Below are 17,275 nucleotides of genomic sequence, written 5' to 3'. Positions count from 1 at the left end.
TTGACTATAGCTTATCACAAACTATACATATATAAAATTTTAGAAGCTATGAACTTCAATAATTTCACTATAAAATCACAAGAAGTCATCCAACAAGCACAACAAATTGTGCAAGAATTGGGACACCAACAAATAGAAAACGAGCATATATTTAAAGCCATTCTAGAAGTAGATGAAAATGTAACCCCATTTTTATTACAAAAGCTAGATGTAAACTTACCATTACTCAAACAAATCTTAGAAAGTACTTTAAGTAGTTTTTCTAAAGTAGCTGGAGCAGATATGGTACTTTCTCGTGAAGCAGGAAAGGCTATAAATGATGCAAGTATTATTGCAAAAAACATGAATGATGAATATGTTTCTGTAGAGCATATTATTCTTGCAATTTTTAAAACAAAGAGTAAAATCGCTCAAATCTTAAAAGACCAAGGAGTTACTGAGAAAGGATTAAAAATGGCCATCGAAGAGCTACGTAAAGGAGATCGTGTTACATCACAAAATGCAGAAGAAACATATAATGCACTTAATAAATATGCAAAAAACCTTAACCAACTAGCCAAAGATGGTAAACTAGATCCCGTAATAGGCAGAGATGAGGAGATACGTCGTATTCTTCAGATCTTATCTAGACGTACCAAAAACAATCCTATTCTTGTAGGAGAACCTGGTACAGGAAAAACAGCTATTGCAGAAGGGTTAGCCCATCGTATTATAGATGGAGATATTCCAGAAAATCTATTGGATAAACAAATATTTGCACTGGATATGGGTGCTCTTATTGCTGGTGCAAAATTTAAAGGAGAGTTTGAAGAGCGTCTAAAAGCAGTAATAAAAGAAGTAACAACAAGCGATGGAGATATCGTACTCTTTATAGATGAGATTCATACACTTGTAGGTGCTGGTGGTGGCCAAGGAGCCATGGATGCTGCAAACATTTTAAAACCTGCGCTTGCACGTGGAGAACTACGTGCTATAGGAGCAACTACATTAGATGAATACCAAAAGTATTTTGAAAAAGACAAAGCACTAGAACGTCGTTTCCAAAAAGTAATGGTCGATGAGCCAGATACAGAAAGTGCGATCTCTATCTTACGCGGTATTAAAGACAAATATGAAACCCACCACAAAGTGCGTATTAAAGATGATGCGATCATCACTGCGGTAGCATTATCACAACGTTATATTACCAGTCGCTTTCTTCCAGATAAAGCTATTGACTTAATGGATGAAGCTGCTGCAAAATTACGTATGGAGATCAATTCTAAACCTGAAGAACTCGATGTTTTAGATCGTAAAGTAATGCAACTCGAAATTGAAATCGAAGCTATAAAACGTGAGAAAGATGAGACAAAGCTTAAAAGTTTACATCTAGAACTTGCTGAGATTAAAGAATCACGTAATGAGTTAAATGCCAAATGGCTTTCTGAAAAAGAAGCAGTAGAACGTGTACAAACCACAAAACTGGATATAGAAAACTATAAACTAGAAGCCGAAAGAGCCGAAAGAGATGGTGATTACGGCTTGGTAGCCGAGTTACGATATGGGAAGATCAAAGATGCACAAGAACGCCTAGAAACGCTTCAAAAAGAGCTTGTGGCTCATCAAGAGACAGCGCTTATTAAAGAAGAAGTAACAAGTGATGATATTGCAGAAGTTGTCGCAAAATGGACAGGAATTCCTGTGACAAAAATGCTACAAAGCGAGCGAGAAAAACTTCTTTATTTAGAACAAGAATTACATAAACGCGTTGTAGGACAAGAAGAAGCTATTATAGCCGTAAGTGATGCCGTAAGACGTAGTCGCGCAGGATTACAAGATCAACGCAAACCTATTGGATCTTTCCTATTCTTAGGAACTACAGGAGTAGGTAAAACAGAGCTTGCAAAAGCACTAGCCGAGTATCTCTTTGATGACGAAAATGCCCTGACTCGTATCGATATGAGTGAGTATCAAGAAAGCCATAGTGTAAGTAGACTCGTAGGAGCACCTCCAGGGTATGTGGGATACGATGAAGGTGGGCAACTTACAGAAGCAGTAAGACGCAAACCATATTCTGTTGTATTATTAGATGAAATAGAAAAGGCACATCCAGATACCTTTAATGTACTCTTACAACTACTAGACGAAGGAAGACTTACAGATAATAAAGGACGTACCGCCGACTTTAGAAATGCAATCATTATCATGACATCAAATATGGGAAGTCATATCATTAAAGAACGATTTGAAGCAATTCCAGATATGGATACAGCTATAGAAGCAGCTCGTACCGATGTATTAGGACTATTAAAAAAGAACATTCGTCCAGAATTCTTAAATCGTATAGATGATATTATTATGTTTACTCCGCTTACGCGAAAAGATATAAGAGACATTGTCAAGCTACAACTTAAAGGTGTTAAGAACATGCTTAACGAGCAAGGGATTACCCTGGATTCAACCCGTCAAGCCATTGATTTTTTAACCGAAAAAGGATTTCAGCCTGAATATGGGGCAAGGCCTGTAAAAAGAACATTACAAAAAGAAGTATTAAATAAACTCTCCAAAGAAATCCTCAGCGGAAAAGTAACTACAAATAGTATTATTCTTTTAGATGCGTTTGATGATGTCTTAGTCTTTAGGAACCAAGATGAATTAACTGGGGAAGAAGAATGAGCTGAAAAATAACATCTTATTATAAATAAAAAAAGCACCAGTATAGGTGCTTTTTTTATTTATTTATATAGCTTAGACCCATCATATAATTAAGAGATACATGTTTAAAAAGATTGATAAAGTTTTAGCTGCTTTTGGAAATATAAAAGCTATGGAACGTCTTCACGTAGATGATTTTACAGAAAATATCATTACAAATATAGAAGGAACAAAAATTGCAGAATCTAAATATGGGCAAGTGATTGCAGAAGTAGAGGAACTTAATGGATATACATTTTTAGAAGTAGCTATTTTAAGTCATACAAATATTAAAACAATGAAAGGGGCTTCACTCGTTTTTACTACCCTTAATGATTCTTTTACAATACAATCTGATACGCAAGAGATCGAATCTGACTTTTCAAACGTATCTAATAGATATATGACTCAAATTAGTTTTAATGTCACCCCTGAAGATATCGTCAGAATTAATGAAAAAGATTTTGAAGAAGTACAACTAGCCTATAAGAAAAGAGCTATTCCTTTTAAGAAAATAAATTAATCTATTGCTATGAAAAAATCCATCCTAACAATTACCTGTATTGCCACATTATTGATCACAACTAGCTGTAAAGAAGAAAAAACAACGATTGTTCCTCAAGAAAAAGAAATTAGTAAAGAAGATGTACAAAGTCATCTTATCAAAGTTCCAGAGAGTTGGGTTACAGAAAGAGTTACAAACGCAAAACAGAAACTCAATACATCATCAGCAGGAAGCGTTGTATGGAATGCCATGGAAGCACATGGAGGTCTAGCAAACTGGTACGCTAAAGGACCTATTGCTTTTCATTTTGATTATAAACCATTAGACGGAAGCACACAACGCAACACCTATCAAACAGTTGATATGTGGAGCAATACCGCTAGACATCAACACTATGATGATCGCTCTCAAGAATTTGGATGGAATGGATCACAAGCATGGACAAAAACAACCGATAGTACTGCTTTCAAATACAATACTCGTTTTTGGGCATTAACCCCTTATTACTTTCTTGCACAACCATTTGTGCTTGATGGCGAAGGTGTTATTCTTGAGCAATTAGAAGACAAGAACTTTAAAGGCAAGAATTATGATGTTATCAAAGTAAGTTTTGCCGAAGGTACAGGAGATGCCCCTGATGATTATTATGTTCTTTATTTTGGAAAGGAAGATCACAAACTTGGTGTGATACGCTACATTGTATCCTATCCAGGGTATTTTGAAAAAGGAAAACACCTACCAGAAAAATTTATGGAATTACAAGGAACTACAACTGTTGATGGTATTACATTGAGTACAGGATATCACACGCATTGGTTACTAGAAGATGAAACCCCTGGAGATCATATCACAACGATCACTGTAGACAATATTTCTTTTCAACCTAAAACAAAAAAAGAATATTTAGAAGTTCCAGAAGGAGCCATAATTATGGAAGGGTTAAAATAGTGTATTGTTTTTTGATAATTATAATACAGCATTAATTAAAAAATCATTCATTACTTCAAAAAAAAGAAGAAGTAATGAATGATTTTAAGTTTGTGACATATTCTCATTAAGGTCTCTAATCTTAAGCAAAAAGTTCCTCATCATGTGCGCTAGAAATATGATTGATCAATGGATCAATAAAATCCCATATTTTTGAACAAGGCACATAAAAAGCTTTATCAGTCACGATGATAGATAAAACTTCTGCAGATGAATTCCAACTTCCCTGTAACTTAATACTATATTTATGGGTATCTACATTCCAAGGATTATTTCCTGTCACTGTTGCGCCTCCTTTCTTTAATGCAGCTAAAATTTCTTTGATTTTTTGTTCAGAGATGTTTGCATAATGATGCACTCCACATTTACCGTTACTCATAATTAATGTCTTTAAATTGTTAGTAAAATTTAGTCAAGCATTCCTTATTTAATAAGGAAATGACATTGTCAAATGTAGCTGAATGTAACAACCTTTTTATAGGTGAATTTACGTGATTACATATTTAAACTTCTGTAAATCAATAGTATAAATTTTTGAAATATAAAATAAATAGATATATTGCTAGATATGACAGAAGAGGAGAAGATAAAATACGACAATTGGAATGCTCATTTGACCAATACTAGAGATAGGACAAATTATGCGCTGAGAAGAATGGATTTATTAATTATATCTATTTCTGGAGGAGGAATATTTCTTATTTTTCAAATCTTAAAAACACAAGCTGCTGGACAAATAATTCTAGATTCTACTAGTTTACTCAAATTCTCAGGTTTAGTTTTTCTTCTTTCAATTATTGCAAATTTTGCATCTCAAATAACAGGATATCGAGCAAATGATTTTGAAGAAAAATACACCATACAACAAATTAGTAATATAGAGGGAAATGAAATTGATAAATGTCAACAAAAAATATATGACTCAAAATCTATATATTATACTAAAGCGACAAATATTCTTAATATGGTATCTACAGTCCTAATGTTTTTAGGACTAATCCTTCTTGTGTACTTTAATTACACTCTATTTTAAGTCGGTCTATTGCCACTTCCTCCACCTTTTCTTGACTCTCCATCATCTCCCTTAGGAATACCACCATTGCCTGGTTTTATTACTTCATCTGCATCTTCAGAATCTATTGGCCCCTCTGTAGTAGTAGTTGTGGTTGTAGTTGTAGTTGTAGTTGTAGTTGTAATAATTGTTATCTCTTCGGATTGCTCTTGTAACTCTTCTTCCTTTTCTTTTTTCTCTTGACTTGAAGATTTTTTCTTAGACATTACTATAATATATTAATTATCAACAATATATATACTAAAGTAGAATAAATAAATTATTAAATGAAATTAAAGAATAAATTTTAAGCTTTTCAAATATGATAGTTACTAGATCTTATTTTTCTATTTTAACTGCGCTTTATTTTTGAAGGTCTATTTCTTCCTTTATTAAGATTATTGGTTTTAGGATTTGATCTCGATTCTGGTTTTGAATGAGATCTAATTGTGGGGTTCTTTATTATTTTCAATAAATTCAAAAGGAATCATTCCAAGAAATAATAATATTATACCAAAAACTGAAACAAATCTGGTTTATCGTTAAGGTACTCCCCAAAGAATTTACGCGCGTGCATACGATTCACCAAAGGTTCTAAATCTTCTGGAGATTTGATTTCTATACCTACAATAGCTGGACCTTGTTCCCTACTCGTTTTTTTGGAATATTCAAAATAAGTGATATCATCTGTGGACCCGAGTATCTCAGCCACAAATTCTTTAAGTGCACCTGCACGTTGTGGGAATTTTACAATGAAATAATGTTTCAAGCCTTGATATAACAAAGCACGTTCTTTGATTTCGGCAGTGCGAGTGATATCATTATTACTTCCACTTACAACTACAGCTATGTTTTTACCTTTAATTTCTTCGGAAAATTGATCTAGAATAGCTAGTGTTAAGGCGCCTGCTGGTTCAACTACGATAGCATCGCGATTATATAAATCAAGGATGGTTTGACATATTTTTCCTTCAGAAACAGAGACAACACGATCTACAAAGTTTTGAGCAATAGCAAAATTGCGTTCACCTACACGCTGTACCGCGGCACCATCTACAAATTTATCAATCTCATCAAGGGTCGTATTTTGTTTTCGCGAAAGCGAAGTAAGCATTGCAGGAGCTCCTTCTGGCTCTACACCTATTATTTTAGTCTTGGGTGATAAATAATGAAATACACTTGATAATCCAGCAATCAATCCACCACCTCCTACAGGTACAAATACGTAATCTAATGGTTTCTCAGATTGTGTGACCATCTCTAGTCCTACTGTCGCTTGCCCTTCGATGATTTTTTCGTCATCAAACGGATGTATAAATGTTTTTCCTTGGGTGATGCAGATCTCACTAGCTTTTGCAAAAGCATCATCAAACGTATCTCCTTCTAATACTACGGTAATCCAATCTCCACCAAACATTTCTACCTGCTCCACTTTCTGTTTTGGAGTCGTTGCAGGCATATATATCGAACCTTGAATGTGTAATCGTGCACATGCAAAAGCCACGCCTTGTGCATGATTACCAGCACTGGCACAAACAATACCATGTTCCTTTTCTTCTGTAGTAAGCATACTCATTTTATTGTACGCTCCTCTAATCTTATAACTGCGTACTTGTTGTAAGTCTTCTCGTTTTAAGAATACCTCAGCTTCAAACTTTTTTGAATAGGTAAAACTGCGCATAAAAGGTGTTTTAACCGCTACTTCTTTTACACGGTTTGCAGCATCAGTTATAGATTTAAGAGTTGGTATGTATGTAACTTGTTCTATTTTCATTTCCGCGAAGGCGGAAATCTCATCCGCGTATTACTATAATTAATTTTCAAGCACCTGAATAAGGTCGAGTAAACAATACTTTATTTAGTTGTGCTTATCTTACACCTCCCTAACCTTCCTTCTTAGGAGGGAACACAAACTAGCCGTTTTAATATTCAAAATAAGGTAACGGTTTCCCCTCTAAAAAGAGGGAATTAAGAGATGTGTGAAATTGAATTTATTAATTCAATACAGCCTCTGCTTCTACCGTTTTCACCTTCTTCATGGCTGTCATTGCCTTACGCAGTGTAGCTCCTATTTCTTCAACAGGATGATTACGTATGGCATCATTTACAGCAATCAATTCTTGGTTATCTACACCGTTTCCTTTTGCAAAAGTGGTCCCAATAATATCAATATCTACTGTTTTCATAAAATCGGTTAATAATGGTTTACATGCATGATCAAATAGATAACAACCATATTCTGCTGTATCAGAAATGATGCGATTCATTTCAAATAATTTTTTACGAGCAATTGTATTTGCAATTAAAGGAGTCTCATGTAATGACTCATAATACGCCGAATCCTCTATAATACCAGCTGCTGTCATCGTTTCAAAAGCAAGTTCAACCCCTGATTTTACAAAAGCAACAAGTAAAGTCCCATGATCAAAATAAGTTTGTTCTGTAATATGATCGCTTGTTATTTCTTGTTTTTCAAAAGCTGTTTCTCCAGTTGCAGCACGCCAAGTCAATAGATTTTTATCATCTGCTGCCCAATCTTCCATCATCGTTTTTGAGAAATGTCCTGAGATAATATCATCCATATGCTTTTCGAATAATGGACGCATAATGCCTTTTAAAGTTTCGGCAAGTTGGAAAGCTTTGATTTTTGCAGGATTACTCAAACGATCCATCATGGTCGTGATCCCTCCATGTTTTAAAGCTTCTGTAATGGTTTCCCATCCGTATTGGATTAATTTTCCTGCATACGCTGGATCGATTCCCTTCTCTACCATTTTATCAAAACAAAGAATAGACCCAGTTTGTAGGACTCCGCAAAGTATGGTTTGCTCTCCCATTAAATCACTCTTTACCTCAGCTACAAAAGAAGATTCTAAAACTCCCGCTCTATGGCCTCCCGTAGCAGCAGCATATGCCTTTGCTTGTGCATGTCCTTTTCCTTGAGGATCATTATTAGGATGTACTGCGATCAATGTAGGCACACCAAATCCTCGTAAATATTCTTCTCTTACCTCAGATCCTGGACACTTAGGTGCAACCATAATCACTGTAAGGTCTTCTCGTATTTGCATCCCTTCTTCTACAATATTAAATCCATGAGAATACGTAAGTGTTGCTCCTTTTTTCATAAGTGGCATTACAGCTTTTACTACTGAAGTATGTTGTTTATCTGGAGTTAAATTCAACACCAAATCTGCCGAAGGAATTAGTTCTTCATAAGTACCAACCGCAAATCCGTTAGAACTAGCATTTTGAAATGATTGACGTTTTTGAGTAATCGCACCTTCGCGTAGTGCATACGAAATATCACAACCGCTATCACGCATATTAAGCCCTTGGTTGAGTCCTTGTGCACCGCAACCTACGATTACAATTTTCTTCCCCTCTATGGCAGTGATTCCTTCTTGGAATTCGCTAGCATTCATAAATCGGCATTTTCCTAATTGTGCGAGTTGATCTCTTAGTGGTAATGTGTTGAAATAATTGCTCATTGTTCTATTTATTTTCTATTCAAGCAAGATTAACAAAACTCTCCCTGTCCTTTGGACACTCCTCTCAGAAGGAGAGAGATTGAATAGTATTTTTATTTATTATTTATTATTTGATTTCTATTTTATACTCTTTTTTTACGCTTTCGCGAAAGCGGCCTCCTGTTCATTTTTAAACTGTTGTAATAAGGTCGAGATAGGCATTTCTGTTTTGGTGACTGCAATTCTTCCTGAACGGGTAAACTGCATAATACCAAAAGGTTTGAGTTCTCGATACACCAAGTCAATCTCAGAGCGACGACCTGATTTTTCTAATACGAAAAAATCTCTATTTACCGTCACAATACGTGCATGGCTTTCTTTTATAATATTCTGAATTTGTGGTTCTTCAAAAAGAAGTTCTGATGCTATTTTAAAGAGTGCACTTTCTGTAAAAATGGTTTCCTCATCAGTATGGTAAAAGGCCTTAATGACTTCGACTTGTCGTTCTATTTGTCCTTTAATCTTCTCCATTTGAGGTTCTGTTATATTTACAACTAGTGTAAATTTAAAAACGTCGTCTATCTCACTCTCCGATGCCGAAATGCTTTCTATATTGATTTTACGACGCTGAAATATCGCAGAAATACGGTTAAACAATCCTATATTATTTTCGGTATAAATACTTACGGTATATGTTTTTATTTGCTCACTCATTGTTATATAGATAAAAGAGTATAGAATATAAAATATAGACGCCTACTGAGGTCTATATTCTATATTCTATGCTCTATATTTTTAAATCCATTTTAATATTATTAATTCTCTTCCTTGTAATTTTTAACTGCTTTCGAACGGGTAATCTATTCTAAACGAATATCCGAAACTGAAGCTCCTGTTGGGATCATTGGGAAAACATTGTCTTCCTTTTCTACCATTACTTCTAAGAAAAAACTATTTTTTGAAGCGATCATTCGCTCTACAGCATCTTCTAAATTATCTCTATTTGTCACTTTTTGTGCTTCAATATCGTAGGCTTCGGCGATTTTACAGAAGTTTGGATTTTTCATTTCGGTACTGGCATAGCGTTTGTCAAAAAACAATTGTTGCCACTGACGTACCATTCCTAAAAATTCATTATTAAGTACTACAATTTTTACCGCGGCTTCTGTTTGAAAAATGGTTCCCAATTCTTGAATAGTCATTTGATAACCTCCATCTCCTATAATAGCGACTACTTCACGGTCTGGAGCTCCCATTTTGGCACCAATAGCTGCAGGAAGCGCAAATCCCATAGTTCCTAATCCACCCGAGGTGATATTACTTTTTGACGTATTAAAATTTGCATAACGTATTCCCACCATCTGATGCTGACCTACGTCAGTCACAATGATAGCTTCTCCTTTTGTCTTTTTATTAATAAGTTCGATTACTTCACCCATTGTCAATCCTACTTTGGTTGGGTGAATGTCATTCTTTATGACTTTATTAAACTCAATGGTATAGAGATCTTTAAATTTTTGATGCCAATCTGTATGTTGTTTTCTATTGATTAATGGTAAGATTTGACTCAATGTGTCTTTAGAATTTCCAAGCACTGGAATATCTGCTTTTACATTTTTGCTAACCTCTGCAGGGTCAATTTCAAAATGGATGACCTTAGCTTGTTTTGCATAGGTTGCAAGGTTACCCGTTACGCGATCATCAAAACGCATTCCTATAGCGATTAACACATCGCAATCATTTGTCAAAACGTTAGGCCCGTAATTTCCGTGCATTCCTACCATTCCTACATTTAAGGGGTGGCTTGTTGGTATTGCAGAAACGCCTAGTATTGTCCAAGCTGCGGGAATTCCTGATTTCTCAACAAAGGCTTTGAACTCTTCTTCGGCTTCCCCCAAAATAACACCTTGTCCCCAAACGATCATTGGTTTTTTTGCTGTATTAATGGCTTCGGCAGCTGCCTTGAGTTGGTCTTCCTGAATCTCTGGTACAGGTGTATAACTTCGGATGTGTTCACATTTCGCGTAAGCAAACTCAAATTCTTCAAATTGAGCATCTTTAGTAATATCTATTAAAACAGGCCCTGGACGTCCAGAACGTGCAATATAAAATGCTTTTGCAAGGACTTCTGGGATTTCTTTGGCACTAGTGATCTGATAATTCCACTTTGTTACTGGCGTTGAGATTCCAATAATATCTGTTTCTTGAAAGGCATCGCTTCCTAACAAATGAGAACCGACTTGACCTGTAATACAAACCATAGGTGTGCTGTCTATTTGCGCATCTGCAATACCTGTAATAAGATTGGTTGCTCCTGGTCCCGAAGTAGCAATTGCTACACCTACTTTTCCTGTAGCTCTTGCAAAGCCCTGTGCAGCGTGTGTTGCACCTTGTTCATGACGCGTGAGTACGTGCTGAATCTTATCTTGATGTATATGCAATTGGTCATAAAACGGCATAATAGCACCACCTGGGTAGCCGTATATTAAATCTGCTCCTTCTGCTAATAAGCAATGGATAAGTGCCTCACTACCCGATATTGTTGTCGTGGCAGTTGGTTTTGTTATGGTGTTTGTTTCCATACTATTAAAATTCATCTGTTACACATCCTTCACTTGCTGAAGAAACTGTTCGTGCATATTTATATAAAGAACCTCGCTTTACTTTCAATTCTGGAGCGATCCAGTTTGATTTTCTAGTTGCTAGTTCGTTCTCGCTTACTTCTACGTTTATGGTATTTGTTTCTGCATCAATAACAATGATATCACCATCTTCTATTAATGCAATGCCACCACCTGTCTGTGCTTCTGGAGTGATATGTCCTACTACAAAACCGTGTGTTCCTCCTGAGAAACGACCATCTGTAATCAAGGCAACATCTTTTCCTAATCCTGCTCCCATAATGGCTGCAGTAGGTTTCAACATTTCTGGCATTCCTGGACCACCTTGCGGGCCTTCATAACGGATTACGACAACATCTCCTTTCTTCACTTTTCCAGCCCCTATACCTGCATTTGCTTCATACTCGCTATTAAAGACTCTTGCGCTTCCGCGAAAATGGACTCCTTCTTTTCCAGTAATTTTTGCAACAGATCCTTCTGTCGCTAGATTACCGTATAAGATTCGTATATGCCCAGTTTTCTTAATTGGGTTTTCTACAGGGTGTATTACATTCTGATGTGCTTTGAGATGAGATACTTCTGCTAAGTTTTCTGCAATGGTCTTTCCAGTAACGGTTAAACAATCTCCGTGGAGCATTCCTTGTTCAAGCATGTATTTAAGTACTGCTGGAACACCACCTACTAAGTGTAGATCTTCCATCAAATACTTTCCGCTTGGTTTTAAATCGGCTAAGAAAGGAGTAGTATCACTTATCTTTTGTATATCATCTAGTGTAAATGGAATTTGTGCTGCTTTTGCAATCGCCAAGAAATGCAAAACGGCATTTGTAGAACCTCCTAACACGGTTACTAACCGAATTGCATTCTCAAGCGATTTAAGCGTTACGATATCTGATGGTTTGATATCCTGCGCTATAAGGTGTTGCATGGCTGTACCTACTCTGGCACACTCTGCTGTTTTATCATTACTTACGGCAGGGTTTGATGATGTATACGGTAAACTCATTCCTAAAGCCTCTATCGCAGAAGCCATTGTATTTGCTGTATACATCCCTCCACAAGCTCCTGCTCCTGGACATGCTTTCTTAACTACATTTTTAAATTCGGTCTCGTTTATGGTTCCTGCTACTTTTTCTCCCCAAGCTTCAAAAGCAGAAACAACATCTAGTTTTTTATCATTATGGCATCCTGGCGCAATCGTTCCTCCATAGACTAAAATAGAAGGTCTATTTAAGCGAAGCATCGCCATTAATGCTCCTGGCATATTCTTGTCACAGCCTACCACAGTAACAAGAGCGTCATAACTCATTGCCTCTACTACGGTCTCCATAGAGTCTGCTATCAGGTCACGACTTGGAAGCGAAAAACGCATACCAGGTGTTCCCATAGAAATTCCATCACTTACACCTATCGTATTATAAATTAAACCGACAAGGTCGGATTTTTGAATCCCGTCTTTAATATCTTTTGCTAGTGCATTGAGATGCATATTACAAGGGTTTCCTTCATAGCCTGTACTAGCAATCCCTACAAATGATTTTTGAAAATCATCTTCTGTCAGACCTATGGCATGTAACATAGCTTGTGCCGCTGGTTGTGTAGGGTCTTGTGTGACTGCTTTACTATATGGATTAAGTTCTTTCAATGTATTATTATTTTAAAGTGTAAAATTATGTTTTGCGTATTCTTATGAAATCTCTATTTAAAAATGCTTACGTTATCCAATATTGCCAAAAAACATATAACTATTTCCATATCAGCTATTTATGTTTTTAAATTCCCCTTAAGTCACATCAAAAAAAAAGCCTGTATCAATATGTTGATACAGGCTTTATATAAGGGTATAGCAGTCCGTATCACTCCCGTGGAGGAATAATAATAATGACGCTATTAATAATTTGGTTTCTCATAAACTTGGGATAAATGTATAAAAAGTTTTTTTAATACAACCTCTTTTTTATTGATTGAAACTATGTTTTTTCAGTCTCTTCAATAAAAATGTAGTTATTTTTGTTAAAAATTGATTCATTTTGAACATTCCCTCATTACTTGATGCGCAGCGTAGGTATTTTGCTTCTGGCGCTACGAAGTCTATTAAACAACGGTTACTTATTTTAAAGCGCTTACGCGAAAGTGTAAAAAGACATGAAACTGCTATTCATGATGCTTTATATACTGATTTTAAAAAACCTGTCTATGAAAGTATTGCTAGCGAAACAGGTTTGGTCCTCAGAGAACTGGATCATGCTATTAAAAAATTAGAATTCTGGGTACGGCCAAAAAAAGTAAAAGGATCTATGCTCAATTTCCCTGCAAGGGATTATACCTATTACGAACCTTATGGTGTGACACTAATCATTGCTCCATGGAATTACCCTTTCCAGCTTGCTATGACACCGCTTATAGGAGCTATTGCGGCAGGAAATACAGCTGTTATAAAACCTAGCGAACTCACTCAAGCGACAAGTCAAATATTGGATATCATTATTTCCGAAGTATTTGCTTCTGAGTATGTATGTGTTGTACAAGGTGCTATCCCAGAAACAACCGAATTACTTGCTCAACGTTGGGATTATATATTTTTTACGGGAAGTGTATTTGTTGGAAAAATTGTGGCGCAGGCTGCAGCAAAACACCTTACTCCTACAACATTAGAACTAGGAGGTAAAAATCCTTGTGTAATTGATAATACGGTTAAAGTATCACTTGTCGCAAAACGAATTGTATGGGGTAAATTCTTGAATGCTGGACAAACCTGTATTGCTCCTGATTATATATTGATACATTCAGATATCAAAGATCAATTCTTAACAGCTCTAAAAGAAGAATTAGGAAAAGCTTACGGAGAGAACATGGCTACATCGCCAGATCTAGCTAGAATTATAAATGCAAAGAACTTTGATAGACTCGTGGCTATGCTTGAAGGAGAAGTTGTGGTTATAGGTGGACAGGTTGATCGAGATCAATTATATATATCGCCTACCATTGTAGATAATCCAAGCCTAGATAGTCTTGTTATGCAAGATGAAATTTTTGGACCTATTCTCCCAGTTATTCCGTATGAAACACAGCGTGATATTGAGCAAATTATTGATCGTTATGAAAAGCCATTATCTGGCTATGTTTTTTCGCGAAAGCGGTCTTTTTCAAATTGGTTTTTACACCGTTTTTCTTTTGGTGGTGGTGCTGTAAATGATACTATTATTCAATTTATAAATGAAGAATTAGCCTTTGGAGGTGTTGGAAATAGCGGTGCTGGAAGTTACCACGGGAAGCATAGTTTCTTAGCTTTTAGCCATGAAAAATCGATTACAAGAAAGAGTAATCTCATTGATCTTCCAATGCGATATGCACCTTATAAAGGGAAAAACAAAGTATTAAAGTTTGCTTTAAAATGGTTGTAACTACTCGATGAGTTTATGCTTCATCACATAAATAACGGCTCCTACTCTTGAGTGTACACCTAGTTTTCTAAATAATTCTGCACGTCGATTATCAATTGTTTTGGGGCTAAGGTGCATACGGGCTGCAATTTCTTTATACCCTAAATCGGTACCACAGAGGTAATTTAAAAACTCTTCATCAGTTGGTTTTAAAACTAGTTTCTTATGATTATTAATCTCTTCTTCCTGTTCCTCAGGGATGCCATTTGTAGCTTTTTCTCGGAGAGATTCATTTACAATATCATTATATATAAATTCTCCTTTGCTTGCCTGTATAATAGATGCGTTAAGCTCTGTAGGTTCTACATCCTTAAGCAAGTATCCTTTACATCCAAAGAAAATCATATTTGAGATGGTTTCTTCATCGTCTTCCATAGTAATGGCAATGACATTAATCTCTGGACAGTTATCTTTGATCCAAGCCATGGTACTTAACCCATTCATAATAGGCATACGTACATCTAATAGTACGACATCGGGTTGTTCGTGATCACTTTTAAGGTATTCTATAAACTCTTTGCCGTTTTTGGCTACAAAAACTACATAGGTGTCTTCAAAACCAGAGACCAATGTTTTTAATGCTTTTGCAAAAAGTATATGATCGTCAACTATAGCTACTTTGAGCGGCTTCATGTAGGGATGGGTAATAAGTTAGCGTTATTTCTGTTCCTTGTCCTTCTTTACTATCTGCTATAAGCTTCGCATGAATCATCTCTGCTCTACGTCGCATATTAATAAGTCCAGAACCTAAGGTATTATTATTTATATCATATCCTATGCCATTATCCTTTATGGCAATATGAAGATGTTCTTTTTCATAAGTAATAGCAATGTCCAGTTGCTGAGCTTCTGCATGTTTTATCACATTACTACAACATTCCTGTACTATCCTAAATATAATGATTTTTTCTTTTTCTCCTATAAAAATAGGTTCTCCAGTTACAGAAAAATGCGCATCTGTATGAGAGAATCGATTCAAACGATCTATCTCTACTTGAATTGCCTCTGATAAATCTAGATTTGCTAGTACTTCTCCATTTACAATCTTAGAGAGTTGTCGTACTTCTGTGAGACTTAAATCTACGGTTTCTAATGCTTCTTTAAAAGCATCTTTTTTATCTTCATCTAGTTTAGAAAGTCCAGATCGCAATTGCATTTTTGCAACAGAGAGTAATTGTCCAACATTATCATGGAGTTCCATTCCAACATTCTTAAGGGTGGCTTCTTGGATCTCGTTTTCTGCTTGTACAAGGGTACTTTCAAATTCTTTTTGTGCCACTACTTTTTCTATAAGAAACTTATTCTTACGACGTTGAAACGTATAAAAGAAAAGAATAAATAGAAAGACAAGTACTACGACTACTATGATAAAGTAGACGACGAGAAGGATTTCGTGTTTTGTGATTTGTTGAGCCAGTAACATCTTATAATACCAAAGGTAATGATTCCATAAAGGAAGTAGTTCGCATAATTTAAAATCAATCTATAATATTCTAAAAAAACCAATTCTATTGAAACTAAAAATTCACTACTCAACACTAGGGGCGTTACTGAAATATACCATAAAAGAGTCGCTATTGAAATATAAAAAGGCAAGGAATATCCTATACTAAGTATCTTATCAGATCTTAACAACTCATAATAATAAAATGCAATCGAAAGTGTTAGTAGCAATAATCCAAAAAGATTATTAAGTTTTAGAAAAGTATCAAAAAATAATGGAGTATATAAAGAATACAGAACACAAAATATGGTATATATATAAATGCTGTATTTTAGTATTTTTTTATGTTTTTTTAAATACAGTTGTTCTCTAAAATACCAAGAATAAAATATATAGGCAATAGCAATTAATATGTTGAATATCCAATAATTTTTAAGCCATTTTTTATTATCAATATCTATAAAAAACGCTAATTCATCATAGTTATAGTAATATATGACATAAGGATAAGCACCCATCACATCAATAAAGGCAACTAACCATAAATAAAAACATAAAAATTTGAAGCTTATATTCTTCTCATCTTTAAAAAATTTATAGGTAATTGTGGCTGCTAATGCAGCCACAATTTCAAATAGTATTGGTATAGTAAATATTTTACTTATAAGCTCGTTCAAAATTTATGGTTTATATATCTGTGGTGGCCACCCTCCATGATTAATATTCCAAGCATCAATCTTGTAATTGTTATTTTCTTCTTTACCTTCTCCTGTAGTAGGAGCTAAGAAGAATGTTGTTTTATTTGATTTTGAAGCATCATATGCTCCAAGGTAAAGTCGTATCCTTGGATTTGATATTCCCATATCCTTGGACTCACTCTCTACATAATCTAGATATTCCCGCAACTCTGAAATATTTAAGGTAAACTCACTCGTGTCATGATCTCCTAAATGTTCTCTAAGTGCTTCTCCCCTTGTCTTACTCCAATGAGTAAACAACTTTTCCGCATCTTGGGGTGTGATGCACTTTTCTGGCTTTGCCATATTGTAAATAGTTTAAGTTAAGGAATGAATTTAGGGAA

The 17,275-nt window shown here is 35.4% G+C and carries 16 protein-coding genes; 5 read left to right on the top strand and 11 right to left on the bottom strand.

Features of this window, described 5'->3' with window-relative positions; translation table 11 throughout:
* Positions 1 to 48: 48 nt before the first annotated feature.
* The 3 genes from clpB (at position 49) to ABJD27_RS19640 (ending at position 4,126) form a co-directional block, all read left to right on the top strand.
* The gene (gene clpB, locus ABJD27_RS19650) at positions 49 to 2,655 is read left to right on the top strand and encodes an ATP-dependent chaperone ClpB (RefSeq protein WP_348173521.1); all 2,607 of its coding nucleotides are present in this window, start codon (positions 49 to 51) and stop codon (positions 2,653 to 2,655) included.
* Between the two features lie 100 nt (positions 2,656 to 2,755).
* On the top strand, positions 2,756 to 3,196 hold the full coding sequence (locus ABJD27_RS19645; protein WP_348173523.1) for a hypothetical protein: 441 nt from the start codon (positions 2,756 to 2,758) through the stop codon (positions 3,194 to 3,196).
* A 9-nt stretch (positions 3,197 to 3,205) separates the two neighbouring features.
* On the top strand, positions 3,206 to 4,126 hold the full coding sequence (locus tag ABJD27_RS19640; RefSeq protein ID WP_348173525.1) for a DUF6503 family protein: 921 nt from the start codon (positions 3,206 to 3,208) through the stop codon (positions 4,124 to 4,126).
* Positions 4,127 to 4,247: 121 nt separating this feature from the next.
* Here the strand turns inward: ABJD27_RS19640 and ABJD27_RS19635 are convergent, their stop codons facing one another.
* Positions 4,248 to 4,544 (bottom strand): hypothetical protein, encoded by a 297-nt coding sequence (locus tag ABJD27_RS19635; protein ID WP_348173527.1) that lies wholly within the window; start codon positions 4,542 to 4,544, stop codon positions 4,248 to 4,250.
* A 189-nt stretch (positions 4,545 to 4,733) separates the two neighbouring features.
* Here ABJD27_RS19635 and ABJD27_RS19630 point away from each other — a divergent pair, with 189 nt between their 5' ends.
* Positions 4,734 to 5,198 (top strand): hypothetical protein, encoded by a 465-nt coding sequence (locus tag ABJD27_RS19630; protein ID WP_348173529.1) that lies wholly within the window; start codon positions 4,734 to 4,736, stop codon positions 5,196 to 5,198.
* Here the strand turns inward: ABJD27_RS19630 and ABJD27_RS19625 are convergent.
* From ABJD27_RS19625 to ilvD, 6 genes are all read right to left on the bottom strand, one after another.
* Positions 5,195 to 5,443, bottom strand: coding sequence for a hypothetical protein (locus tag ABJD27_RS19625; protein WP_348173531.1), 249 nt, complete (start codon positions 5,441 to 5,443; stop codon positions 5,195 to 5,197). The two genes, ABJD27_RS19630 and ABJD27_RS19625, sit on opposite strands and share 4 nt — an antisense overlap.
* 281 nt (positions 5,444 to 5,724) lie before the next feature.
* Positions 5,725 to 6,990, bottom strand: a complete 1,266-nt coding sequence (gene ilvA / locus ABJD27_RS19620; protein WP_348173533.1) for a threonine ammonia-lyase IlvA — start codon at positions 6,988 to 6,990, stop codon at positions 5,725 to 5,727.
* 220 nt (positions 6,991 to 7,210) lie between these two features.
* Positions 7,211 to 8,707 carry a ketol-acid reductoisomerase gene (gene ilvC / locus ABJD27_RS19615; protein WP_348173534.1) on the bottom strand — a complete coding sequence of 499 codons (1,497 nt, stop codon included), beginning with the start codon at positions 8,705 to 8,707 and terminating at the stop codon, positions 7,211 to 7,213.
* Positions 8,708 to 8,842: 135 nt separating this feature from the next.
* The gene (ilvN, locus tag ABJD27_RS19610) at positions 8,843 to 9,400 is read right to left on the bottom strand and encodes an acetolactate synthase small subunit (protein ID WP_348173536.1); all 558 of its coding nucleotides are present in this window, start codon (positions 9,398 to 9,400) and stop codon (positions 8,843 to 8,845) included.
* A 146-nt stretch (positions 9,401 to 9,546) separates the two neighbouring features.
* Complete coding sequence (ilvB, locus tag ABJD27_RS19605) at positions 9,547 to 11,268, bottom strand: biosynthetic-type acetolactate synthase large subunit (protein ID WP_348202090.1); 1,722 nt, start codon at positions 11,266 to 11,268, stop codon at positions 9,547 to 9,549.
* A gap of 4 nt (positions 11,269 to 11,272) precedes the next feature.
* Positions 11,273 to 12,952 (bottom strand): dihydroxy-acid dehydratase, encoded by a 1,680-nt coding sequence (ilvD, locus tag ABJD27_RS19600; RefSeq protein WP_348161831.1) that lies wholly within the window; start codon positions 12,950 to 12,952, stop codon positions 11,273 to 11,275.
* A gap of 385 nt (positions 12,953 to 13,337) precedes the next feature.
* Here ilvD and ABJD27_RS19595 point away from each other — a divergent pair, with 385 nt between their 5' ends.
* The gene (locus ABJD27_RS19595) at positions 13,338 to 14,711 is read left to right on the top strand and encodes an aldehyde dehydrogenase (protein WP_348161833.1); all 1,374 of its coding nucleotides are present in this window, start codon (positions 13,338 to 13,340) and stop codon (positions 14,709 to 14,711) included.
* On the opposite strand, the gene ABJD27_RS19590 is transcribed toward ABJD27_RS19595, so the two are convergent.
* From ABJD27_RS19590 to ABJD27_RS19575, 4 genes are read right to left on the bottom strand one after another with little or no spacing between them, the layout of a single operon-like run.
* Positions 14,712 to 15,383 (bottom strand): response regulator transcription factor, encoded by a 672-nt coding sequence (locus tag ABJD27_RS19590; protein WP_348161835.1) that lies wholly within the window; start codon positions 15,381 to 15,383, stop codon positions 14,712 to 14,714.
* Positions 15,355 to 16,173: an ATP-binding protein gene (locus ABJD27_RS19585; RefSeq protein WP_348161836.1), complete on the bottom strand. Its 819-nt coding sequence runs from the start codon at positions 16,171 to 16,173 to the stop codon at positions 15,355 to 15,357. Before ABJD27_RS19585 ends, ABJD27_RS19590 begins: the two co-directional genes overlap by 29 nt.
* The gene (locus tag ABJD27_RS19580; RefSeq protein ID WP_348161838.1) at positions 16,113 to 16,871 is read right to left on the bottom strand and encodes a hypothetical protein; all 759 of its coding nucleotides are present in this window, start codon (positions 16,869 to 16,871) and stop codon (positions 16,113 to 16,115) included. Before ABJD27_RS19580 ends, ABJD27_RS19585 begins: the two co-directional genes overlap by 61 nt.
* A 3-nt stretch (positions 16,872 to 16,874) precedes the next feature.
* Positions 16,875 to 17,237, bottom strand: coding sequence for a hypothetical protein (locus ABJD27_RS19575; protein WP_348161840.1), 363 nt, complete (start codon positions 17,235 to 17,237; stop codon positions 16,875 to 16,877).
* Positions 17,238 to 17,275: the final 38 nt, after the last annotated feature.

The sequence above is a fragment of the Dokdonia sp. genome (assembly GCF_039945015.1).
Lineage (GTDB): Bacteria > Bacteroidota > Bacteroidia > Flavobacteriales > Flavobacteriaceae > Dokdonia.
The sequence above is the reverse complement of the archived record's forward strand: the minus strand, read 5'-3'. Positions and strand labels throughout refer to the sequence as shown.